An 11,469-nucleotide genomic window follows, 5' to 3' on the forward strand; every position below is an offset into this window, starting at 1 on the left:
CGCAGTGAAGGATCTCCAAATGCAGGCACAGTTCAACGTTCAGGAGATCCTCATTATATTCAGGATGACGGCTCCTGGTGCTATTGTTAAGCAAAAAAACCCGGGCTTTGAATTCATCTGTACCCGGGTTGTTTCCACAACATTTTGACGCTTTAAGCTTTATTAATTATTGAGCCTGACAGATCTTGTCTGCCATATACCCTATGGCACCCGCATAATAAATTGAATTGTTATAACGCAATATCATTTTATAGTTGGGGAACGCCAAAAATGTAGGACCGCCAAAAGGTTGAACGATACTGGCTTGCAAATTTTGATACGGTAATGGCTGGCCATTTTCAGTACGTACGCCTAATGCATTCCACTCACTAACCGGTTTGATTATCGTTTTCCCTTCCAGTTTCATATCAAATTTAGCGGGTAACTTGACCTGTATTGCCCATGGTTCGCCAGTTTGCCATCCATTTTGTTTCATATAATTTGCAATGGATGCAAATACATCCGGTTTGCTTCTCCAAATGTCTTTTCGCCCATCACCATCGTAATCAACCGCATATTTTACCCAGCTGGATGGCAGGAATTGTGGTTGACCAGAAGCTCCAGCCCATTCTCCTTTAAAATCAGCCAAACTGACGTGGCCATCATTAAGTATGTGCAATGCCAACAACAGCTCTTTCCGGAAAAAGTCTTTGCGTTTGGAATCATAAGCTAAAGTTGCCAATGCTTTGATAACAGGGAAATTTCCCATATAAGTACCGTAGCTTGTTTCCATACCCCAAAACGACACGATAAAACAGGGATTAACTCCATATTGTTTGGCTACTTCGTCCAAAACTTCCTTATTTTTTTTATATTCCTTGCGACCTATAGCAATTCTGTAATTATCAGCTCGGGTATTGAGGTATTTTGTAAACGTTAATCGATGTTCCGGTTGTGAATGCATAAATCCTTTAATCTGCCGGCTGGGCTCTTTAATTCCAGAAAAAGCTTCGTCAAAGACATTAGGAGCAATCCCTTGTTGTAAGGCTTCCTCTCTAACACCCGCAACCCAATCATTCCAACTTTGATTTGCAAAAGCAACTTGATTTAATAGCATCACTACTATTATCGTGAGCCCCCACTTTTTCATAGCTCTTCCCCTGGTTTATAATTATTATTTACTGGTTTTAAATTTCGACCAATTTCTATTTATCTTTAACTTTTAAATAAATCACTCTTTTAAATTAATAACTTATGTGTGTATTCTAATAAGATAGACCATTAATTAAAAAATAGCAGCCATGGAAATTCATCATCTTGATGCAAAAACCATTCATTCAGCATTTTTAAATGCATGTGACGCTATCATTTCTAATCGAGAGAATCTCAATGCTATTAATCTGTTTCCAGTAGCGGATGGCGATACAGGTGATAATATGTCTGCAACGGCATTGTCTGTCATCACGCACTCTACTACCCAAACCACACTTAATGAAACGCTCAAATCTCTGGCAGACTCTGCTCTAATCGGCGCTCGCGGTAATTCAGGAATGATATTTTCTCAATTTTTTAATGGACTTACCGAAATTGAATTGACCTCCGAACAAATAGATACCATAACGTTCTCCAGATTAATTACACAAGCAAGTCAAAGTGTCCGTTCGGCCATTCTTCATCCAGTAGAAGGTACCATTATTACTGTAATCGATGCCTGGTCTGCCAGCATCAGTAAAGTAGCACAGGATTTCATTTGCTTCAAAAAGTTAATTAAACATACCTTATCTGAAGTGAATCAAGCGCTGCAAAGTACCGCCAATACGCTTCCTGTTTTAAAAGACGCGCATGTTGTAGATGCCGGAGCTTTAGGTTTTTATCATTTTATCAATGGTTTTTCTGATTATCTGATCAATCCTCGTGCGATAACTCATAATCATCATCATGAAGACTGTTTAAAAGCCAATCATGAATTGCCAGATAAAGGGTGTCCCCCAGAGCAAAGGTATTGTACTGAAATTACTCTCTCAGGGGAATCCATTGATAGAACATCAATTGCAAATCAACTGGAACAATTTGGCGACAGCGTTGTAAGCAGTGGAAATGCTAGCCTATGCCGATTTCACGTCCACTGCACCCAACCTGCAGCGGTATTTGAATCGCTCTTTCATGCAGGTACTATAACCCATGCAAAGGCACAGGATATGTTGCGTCAGTTTCAAATGATTCATCAGCGTAAATACCCTATTGCTTTAGTGACTGATTCCAGTGCGGACATCCCTCAATCCGTATTGGACGAGAATCAAATTCATATTATTCAACTAAACATGCATTTGGATGGACATAATTTATTGGATAGAATTTGTGTCAATCAAGATACGTTCTATGATCATTTAAGCAATTTGAAAACCTATCCTAAAACATCCTTCCCTTCTCCAGCTCTACTGGAAGAACAAGTTGTGCACTTATCAAATCAATACGAGCAAGTACTTATTTTGCCTATTTCACAAGGATTAAGTGGCACACATGATGCAATAATCAAGGTGACAGAACATTTAAATAATGTGCATGTGGTGAATTCCTGTCAGACTTCCGGAGGGTTAGGATTACTGGTACATTTTGCTGCTCAATTGATAGCTGCAGGTTTGCCCCTTGAAGAAATTAAAAAAGAACTGATATTAAAAATACCTAAAATTGAGATGGTGGTTTATGTTGAACGGTTTGACTCATTGATCCGTAGCGGAAGAATTGGCAGGATAAGTGGTCGAATTGCTCAGTTGGCACAAATCAAACCCATTATTCGCCTTGATAGTTCTGGAAAAGCAGCACTGTTTGATAAAGCTTTTAGTGAAACCAAAGCCTTAACCAAACTGATCCGTCATGTAGATTCACTCCGTGAACACCAGAGCTTGGAATCCTATGGTTTGGTGCATGCCGGAGTTTCCGAAAAAGCGAAATCATTCGCTCAATTAACCACCGAAGCATTAGGTCAGCCTCCAGCTTTTATCGAGTCTGTTTCTACTGCCTTAGGACTTCATGCTGGGAAAGGAAGTGTTGCAGTGGCAACGATGATGAAATAAACCGGGAGTTAACTTTATGGCACTGATACTCATTGTTTATTGTATTTTGTTTATTCACATGTGTCTGATATGGTGCCTGTATCGATATTTAAAAAATCCCTCTATAGTTGATGTTGGCTGGGCCTCAGGATTAACTCTTAGCGGGCTCATTTATCTGTTCGCTAATCCAGTTTCGATACGTACTCTTATTTTAGGAGCATTACTCATAGTGTGGGGAGGACGTTTAGGGTTCTATCTTTGGTATACACGAATCAGAATAGGACATGTGGATAAACGCTACATCCATTTAAGCGATCATTGGAAAATAGCTAAGCCCTTGGGTTTTTTCCTGAATTTCCAAATACAGGGTTTATTAATTGGGATCATTGCGATTCCATGGTATTTTTGCGGTGCTTCGGCTGTAGATACACCTAGTATTATTGATTATTTGGGTATCTTATTAGTGGTTACAGGGTTAATTGGCGAAAGCATAGCGGATCTGCAACTGCAACAATACAAACATGCCCCCTCGGGACCTGTATGCACTCTTGGTCTTTGGCATTATTCCAGGCATCCGAATTATTTTTTTGAATGGTTAGTCTGGTGTGGATTTGCTCTGTTTGGATTAACACACAGTATCGGATTTATTGGTCTGATCTCGCCTTTAACCCTCTATTTGATCATGACTCAAATTACGGGTCCAATGACTGAAGCGGGATCGATAAAATCAAGAGGTCAGGCTTATATTGATTATCAAAAAACGACCCCAATGTTTTTTCCGCGCGTAAAATAAAACCACGCCTTAAAAATCAAAATAGGTTTAAAAAGTGACAGATCTATACTTTCTCAATTTAAGTTTTAATAACTTTTCACGCAAATTACATCCAGAACCGTTAAGTAATAACAAAAATTGACGACAGCTTTAGAGGCATAAATTGATATCGCGTTAAAAGCTCCGTTATACTTTTCTTATCATTGGGAGCGAACCGCAGAGGTTTGGCTTGAGCTTTGGTGCATAACGGATGGTGAAGAGTGCGTTCCTGGTGGATGAAGTTGTACCCAAGTTGGATATGCAGATTATTTCGGCCAAATTACTCAGGAAATAGCCAGCTATTCTCTCACTTAAATAATAAATACAGAACGTAATCTTAATTTGGTATGAACAATCCAAATGGATATCACTGGGGCAAGGCACATCACTAAAGCTGTTGCTGTCGCCGTTCCGGTAATATTATAAAAATAGGTGGCTGGAACTACTAATACAAACATCAATACTAATTGAGTTCCGCGTATTTTCACTACGGTGGATTCGAAATCGGCATAAATTAACAGCAGGGTGGAAATTTTTGTACATGCCCCTAAACAAGCACCAACAGTCAGTATTATCAGAGCCGATTTAGCAGCAACGTAGGTTGGACCAAAATAGGAAAGCAGCTCTGTTGAAAAGTAGATAATTAAACTGCTTAATACCAGGAGAAGAAAGGTAACTACAGCATTGGTTTTATTCAGCAGAGATTGTAGTTCCAGACGTCCTGCTTCACTACTTAATAAATTGGAAATTTTCGGTTTTATTCCTTGATATAATGTTGCTGGCAAAAGCCAAATTAAATAAATAATGGTTAAGATCGCTGCATAATAACCGACATACAACTTATTTTTTCCAACAGCATAAACAATGATTAAATCCAGAATAGAAATTAATTGAAAAATAAGGGTATTAAGAATCCAGCGTGAAGAAGCTTTGATCCAGGCAGGATTGAGTACTTCGGCATGGGTTCTATTTTTTATCCCCAAAATAACCATTGACCACAATTGGGTATTGAGTGTTAGAGCAGTAATGAATGTGACTAACAAAAAAGAGATAAAGAGTACGGTGGCTATCGTGATGCTATTGAGGGGATGGATCACACACAATGTAATAATCCAAAAGATTAACAGCTGCAGTCCATAAAGGACGATTTGAGAAAGAATGGTTGGGGAATAAATGTGCTGACTGCAGAGTAAGAAACTTTGTAGTAATGCTGGAATTGCTGCAATTGGTACAACCCATAATATATACACAAATAAATGGTACTCTTTTATGTCTTGAACACCTGAATAATGTAGGGAGCACATCAATATAAACGCAATAAGGGAGACAACCAGCATGATTGAAAAAGTTACACTGATTAATTTTATATTCCATGCAATATAATCGATAGCGGATCTTAAACTATTTAATTCTAAATATTTGGCTAAGAATCGACTAGCACCCACATTAGTGCCAAATAAGGTTATCAGTACTAAAATATCCAGTAATTTAATAGCAACGCTATACTCTCCATAGCGAATTGGGGTGAGATGATGGGCTAAGAAAAGATTTAAAGCATATTTGGTTAAATAGCCAAGAATAGCTAATATAAATAAAATATACACATCCCTGGCTACCTGGCGAAGAGTTAATTCCATGCGGATTCCTTTTTGCAACATCAAAACTCATGAGTGTCAAATTGATCATTAATGTCTATATCAAATTCATTTTTATAGTAGACGTTTCTTGTATTTAAATAGTTAATAATTGAATGAAGGTCCTGCTGAAAAATACTCATTAACTGGTTCATCTCTTCCAGTTTAAAAGCGATTGAATTATAACGAAACTCAGTATGCAATTGTCCATTATGGATGAGTGCCTGTAAAAAAAGTAAATAATCAGGTTGATTTTCTGGAGCTATGGTTCCCTCACTCCATTTAATCGTTGATTGTAGTGTTTGTGATTTTTGAGTTTCCTGAAATTGACCAAGATAATTAAATTTTAATTTCGTATCACCAAGCAGCGTCACCCATTTGGGTAGAGGGCCTTGTCTTAATTTGCGTAGTAGTCCATAACCCATTCCGTTGTTGGGTAATTCTCGGAGTTGTTGGACAATCACTTGATAAATCCTAAGCAGATTAGCATCTTGTTCTTCATCGACACTTAGATCTATTAAAACGGGGAACATTGAAGTAAACCATCCAACAGTGCGGGATACATCCAATCCTTCAATACAAGCCTCTCTTCCATGGCCTTCCATGTGAAGTAAAATAGCTTCGCCATCTCGCCATTTTTTTAAAGAAAGTACATACACTGCGAATAAAATTTCATGAATGCGCAAACCACTTGCCTCTGGCAAGATCTTCATAAGCGTGTGGGTGTCTTCTGGTGATAATTTAAATGCTAGTTGGGCGATATCAGTATAGGTTGTTGCTTGTGCAGTAAGAGAGATTAATCGTTTCTCCTGGCATCTATCGGCAATACTTTTCCAATACCTGTACTCATTTGTAAACCAGGGACTTTGTGCGGAGTGTTCCAATGCCTTAGCCCATAACTGATAACTATCAGTCTTGTCACCGAGCTCAGGCGCTATACCTTGTTGATAAGCATTAATTCCAGTTTCCAGATCTTCTAATAAAATGCGCCATGAGACACCATCAACTACTAAATGGTGTAGTGCGATTAGAATATCCGTCTGTTCATTATGGCAACGAAAAGCCACAGCAAGCAAAGGTCCTTGTTCCAGATTAAATTGGCTTTGGCACCGTCCAAATGTTTCACGGAATTCCTTGTCATCAAGATGAGAAAGATTTTCCAGCTGAAACAGGTGTGCCAAATCGGAGAAATCATAATGCTGCAACCAGGTTCCAGAACCATCCTGTTTAAACCGTAATCTTAGACTATCATGCTGATCCACCAGTTTTTTGAAAATATGTTTTAAGGCCATCTGCTCCACAACACCATGTACTGATACGAAGAAAGCCTGATTATAATATTCTGGACGGACTAGATTCCGTGCAAAAAACCAATGTTGGATTGGTGTTAGGGGAACATCACCCTCCGGACGAATTTCTTTGCGCTTCAGAAGAGTTGATGTTTTAATTTGCGACGCAATTCCTGCAATGGTGGGTTTCTCAATAAAATCGATGAGCTGAATAAGCAGTCCAGCTGCGCGGCATTTTGAGATGAATTGAATGCATAGAATGGAGTCCCCACCCAAAGAAAAAAAGTCATCTAATACACCTATTGTGTCAACTCGAAGCACTTCTTGCCAAATCTGAACCAGTTGTTGTTCAATCTCATTGCGTGGCGGTACATGATTTACATCTCTAGCGTGCTCTGCTGATACTCCCAGGCTTATAAGTCTTGCTTTGTCAACCTTCCCGTTACGAGTAATCGGTATTTCAGGAACAAATATAAATTGCTGCGGAATCATATAGTCGGGTAATTTTTCGGCAAGAGCTGCCTTGAGCGCATGAATGTCCTGATGCTGGTACTGATAAGCAAACATGGGACGGGTGCTCAATTTACGTGCTACAGGATTCTTCGCTTCATGGTAACCTGATAAAGAACTAAATTGGGTTGTGTGGCCTTTTTTAACCAATAACAGATCTAAATAAGTTTCTGCATCTTTAAAGCCCATAGCCATATAAGGGATTAAAATATACCCTCTTTGCTGGGCTAATTCGTAAATGGTTTCGAGGTCAATGGGAACATGCTGATTATGATTTTCTGCAACGCGTCCTTCCAGGTAAGCGGTTGTCCAATAACTTGACCAAAGGCGTGAGTTTGGAACGCTGCGAATACAGAACGATTCATCTTTTAGATCAAAGTAAACGGCCATATCGGTATTGGGTTCATATTGGTGGAATTTAATTGGTTCCTTTTTCTGGTCAGCCTGTTGTAGTAAACCAAAACTCATTACAATATCATAACGCCAGGTATTCAGTTCATTGGAGGTATGTCCTTTTTTCGCTAGAACATCGACGCGAATACATGGGTTAATCCTTGTACCTAAATCAACAAAATATTCTGGGTCTATCAGTAATTCCTTTTCCTGGACTTGTCTGGCATATTGATAATTACGTCGTCCTTCAAAATCGTGTAGTGCATTGATGTTATTAGCTAAAAATATGCTGTCGTAATAAGCCGGCGCTAATCGATAGTCGCGAACGTCGCCGATAATTATCACACCAGAATCAGTCAGTTTACTGATACACCAGGTTAACACATCTTCCAAATACTCCAGACAGGGAAAATACTGCACTACAGAATTAAGGATAATGGTGTCGAATGTTGCATCATGTAGCTCAGCAAGAGTGCCTAACTCGTGAGCTGGAGCACAAGCAAGGGTTGCGTTCCGAACATCAAATTTCGCAATTTTTTTACTTAAGAGATTTATAGCTGCACTTGAAATATCAACACCAAAATAGCTTGTGTATTTATTTTTCAGACCAAGTAATATTAAACCAGTACCACAACCAACTTCCAATATTCTGCCAGGCGATTGCTGATAAATACGCTCGATAATGGCCTGTTGCCATTCTTTCATTTGGGCTTCAGGAATTTTTTCATGATCATAAGCACTTACCCAGGTGCTCGTTGCAAATGAAGCCAAATCGCTCTGGTTTTCTCGACTATATAATTGATCATACATTTCCGTCCATGACGATAATGCAACTTTATCTCGTGCAGCTCCAAGATCGGTTTCGGATGGTTTTATATAAGCAATTAAGCGATCGCTACCGGTTGATGAGCTGACTTTACAGAGATCAACACTATTTGCTATGCCTGTTTCAAGAATAGCATGCTCAATTTCCTTACTTTCAATTCGATGGCCACGAATTTTGATTTGCGCGTCTTTTCGTGAGCATATTTTTAAGTTCCCATCTTCAAGCCAATAAGCCAAGTCTCCGGTTTTATAAAGTACCTCCCCCGGAAATGCAGGGTGCTGCACAAATTGTTCGGAAGAAAGCTCAGGGTTAGCAAGATACCCTCGGGAAATACCCTGGCCACCAATCAGCAGTTCACCAACCACCTCTATGGGTTGCAAATGCATTTGGGGGTCAACTACAACAGCAAACGCTCCGGTAATGGGTTTGCCAACCACCGGTACCGATTTAAAATAAGAGTATTGATCGAAATTAATAAGGGTTGCGCAACATCCAATAGTTGCTTCAGTTGGCCCATAATGATTCATAAATTCAACAAAAGGGTAGTGATTGCGAAATTGCGCTACATCTTCAACATCGATGGGTTCACCACCCAAAATAATGAGTCGTAAATGAGTTAAGGAAAAATGATGCGCGTCGCAAAAGCTGGAGCGCACAATAACTCGGAAAAAAGAAGGAGTAATTTTAATGTAAGTAATCTTGTTTTTTTCGATTAAACTTAGGGTGGAATAAACATCCTGCAAAGTGTTTTGCGATGGAATATAAAGTTGATTTCCAAGTGAAAGGGCAGGAAAAAGATTGGTGTAAGAGGCATCAAAAAAATAAGGCAACATTAAAATGGAGACATCTGTGTCCGTCAACTTGGCCGCAGTTGAAAACCATTGTACGTAGTTGGCTAAATTTTTATGTTCAACCATCACGCCTTTTGGTTGACCTGTAGTGCCTGAGGTATAGATTACATAAGCCAAGTCATTCAATTGTGCTCTCACAGGCTGGTTAGCAATAATGAGACTATGATTTCCGGAAAAAATCTCATCAACATTAACAAGGGTGTAATCCAACTCACGCAGATAAGGATGCTGCCTTAATGTAAGGGTATTTGTTACTATAATTTTTATACCGGCGTGATTTAGCATGTACTCAATTCGACTTTTCGGGCAAGCAATGTCTATGGGAAGAAATGCACCACCACTGCGCCATATTGCCAGGATGCTAACCACTATTTCAGCACAACGCTCCATAAAGATAGCCACAACGGGCTGTTTGGAATCGGGTTGATTATTTTTTTGATGAAGGACCTGGGCCAACATCACACTTTGTTGATAAGCCGCTCTAGCGGTTAATTCCGTATGTTCATCCAGGAACATTTTCTTTTCTGGATTAGCTTGTGTTGTTTGATCAAAGTCATCCAATAGGGTGTGTAATGCGATTTTTTTAGGGTTTTTATGACCAGACATTCGATACAGTTCTTGTAATTCTTCACTGTGAACGAGTGCTAATTCATCCAGAAGAGCTAAAGGTTCGCCTAATAAAAATAATAAGGTTTGCAGATAATGATTAGCATAACGTTGAATCATTGTTGAAGAAAAGAGAGTGCTTTCGTAATTAAGATCAAAAACCAAACAATCTTCTTCTTCCTGAGCTTCTAATGAAAACGCATAGTTTATATCGAAATGCTGATAAGCATATTTGTTAAGCCAATAATTTCCCAAACGGGTTTTTAACGTATCGTTTAAAGAGTGCTTTTTAAAATCAACAAAAGTTTCAAACAGGGGCTCGTTTTGTTGTGTTCCAACCCAGCGTTGTAATTTACTGAGGGGTATCGTAATAAATTGAGCTAAATTTTGATATTGCTGACGAATCTCGCGTAAAAAGGCCTCTACAGTCTGGTGTTCAGTCGTCACCTTTATTGGCAGTGTATTGATGTATAAACCAACATGATTTTTCACAAGGCTTTGGGGATAGGCGCGAACAGCACCAAATACTACTTCGGGATTATTTAAGTAACGAGAAAGAAGCAGGCCCCATGCGCCAAAAATAAACGTACTTGGAGTGAGGTTCCATCGGCTGGCCATCTCGCGTAGACGAGTTGTTGTAGTTGTATCCAGTTTAAAACGGTAAACAGATTGCCTGGCTGTAAGGATTTGATTTTCTGATGTTCTTTTTTCATGAGTTCCAGGCAAGTGACCACTTGCTTGAGAGCCCGCAAAAATGGATTGCCAATACTGTCGTCCCGAGTCTTCATTAACCATACTCGAATTTTCCCCTGTTCCGGGGATATAAAAACCACCTGGAGTTTCTTTAAAGTCCGGAGTGTTGCCTGATTTAAACGCTTCATAGGCTATTACCACATCGACAAGTACCTGGATTGTAGACGGGCCACCCATAAGCGCGTGATGATAACTCCAAACAAAATACGTCAATGATTCGTTAAAGATGAGGCAGGTGAGTCTCATTAGTGGCGGTTTTGATAATTTAATGCCTTTGTCTGCGTCCTCTAGCAAAAATTCATTCAAGGAATGTTCAATCTGATTGTTATTATAGTTTTTTGGGACAAAGTCTAAACAGGTTATTTGCACTGTGCACTCATCTTCAACACATTGATGAGTATAATAGCTCTCATGACTATCAAAATAAGATCGCAGAACAGGATATCTCGCTAATGCACTATTCCATGCTTGTTCAAGGGCAGTCAGGTTTACAGGTTCTGAAAATCGAATAATTTTCTGGACTAAATAAGTACTTTTTCGGGGGCTTGATAAGGTATGGTATAGCATTCCCTGTTGTAGATCGCTGAGAGGATATCTTGAAGCATTTTGACGAGATAATGTCATGGCATCAGATCATAAAAAATTAGTTATCTCAAGATGTTATAATCAAATGCCAAGTCTTAGCAATTATATAACTTAGAAATTATTTAACATACAATAGCGTTACTATTTTAATCTATACTTAATTTTAATACCCGGGGGCA

Annotated in this window: 5 protein-coding genes; 2 read left to right on the top strand and 3 right to left on the bottom strand. The window is 39.1% G+C overall.

The window, feature by feature from the left end; genetic code table 11:
• Nucleotides 1-166: 166 nt before the first annotated feature.
• A complete protein-coding gene (locus IZU94_RS17175; protein ID WP_203113656.1) occupies nucleotides 167-1,129 on the bottom strand; it encodes a lytic murein transglycosylase in 963 nt (320 codons plus the stop codon).
• Nucleotides 1,130-1,280: 151 nt separating this feature from the next.
• Here IZU94_RS17175 and IZU94_RS17180 point away from each other — a divergent pair, with 151 nt between their 5' ends.
• Both IZU94_RS17180 and IZU94_RS17185 read left to right on the top strand, forming a co-directional pair.
• The gene (locus IZU94_RS17180) at nucleotides 1,281-3,053 is read left to right on the top strand and encodes a DegV family protein (RefSeq protein ID WP_203113658.1); all 1,773 of its coding nucleotides are present in this window, start codon (nucleotides 1,281-1,283) and stop codon (nucleotides 3,051-3,053) included.
• 16 nt (nucleotides 3,054-3,069) lie between these two features.
• Complete coding sequence (locus IZU94_RS17185; protein WP_203113660.1) at nucleotides 3,070-3,825, top strand: DUF1295 domain-containing protein; 756 nt, start codon at nucleotides 3,070-3,072, stop codon at nucleotides 3,823-3,825.
• A 329-nt stretch (nucleotides 3,826-4,154) separates the two neighbouring features.
• Here the strand turns inward: IZU94_RS17185 and IZU94_RS17190 are convergent, their stop codons facing one another.
• Together IZU94_RS17190 and IZU94_RS17195 are read right to left on the bottom strand one after the other, a co-directional pair.
• The gene (locus tag IZU94_RS17190; RefSeq protein WP_203113662.1) at nucleotides 4,155-5,480 is read right to left on the bottom strand and encodes an MATE family efflux transporter; all 1,326 of its coding nucleotides are present in this window, start codon (nucleotides 5,478-5,480) and stop codon (nucleotides 4,155-4,157) included.
• Between the two features lie 20 nt (nucleotides 5,481-5,500).
• Entirely contained in the window at nucleotides 5,501-11,329 is a 5,829-nt protein-coding gene (locus IZU94_RS17195; protein ID WP_203113664.1) for a non-ribosomal peptide synthetase, read from the bottom strand.
• Between the last annotated feature and the right edge of the window lie 140 nt (nucleotides 11,330-11,469).

This window comes from Legionella bononiensis, from assembly GCF_016786215.1.
GTDB classification, from domain to species: domain Bacteria; phylum Pseudomonadota; class Gammaproteobacteria; order Legionellales; family Legionellaceae; genus Legionella; species Legionella bononiensis.

Bases quoted from the DNA above. Each gene is read 5' to 3' on its own strand.
- IZU94_RS17175 (WP_203113656.1), bottom strand. From the start codon at position 1,129: ATGAAAAAGTGGGGGCTCACGATAATAGTAGTGATGCTATTAAATCAA.
- IZU94_RS17180 (WP_203113658.1), top strand. From the start codon at position 1,281: ATGGAAATTCATCATCTTGATGCAAAAACCATTCATTCAGCATTTTTA.
- IZU94_RS17190 (WP_203113662.1), bottom strand. From the start codon at position 5,480: ATGGAATTAACTCTTCGCCAGGTAGCCAGGGATGTGTATATTTTATTT.
- IZU94_RS17195 (WP_203113664.1), bottom strand. From the start codon at position 11,329: ATGACATTATCTCGTCAAAATGCTTCAAGATATCCTCTCAGCGATCTA.
- IZU94_RS17185 (WP_203113660.1), top strand. From the start codon at position 3,070: ATGGCACTGATACTCATTGTTTATTGTATTTTGTTTATTCACATGTGT.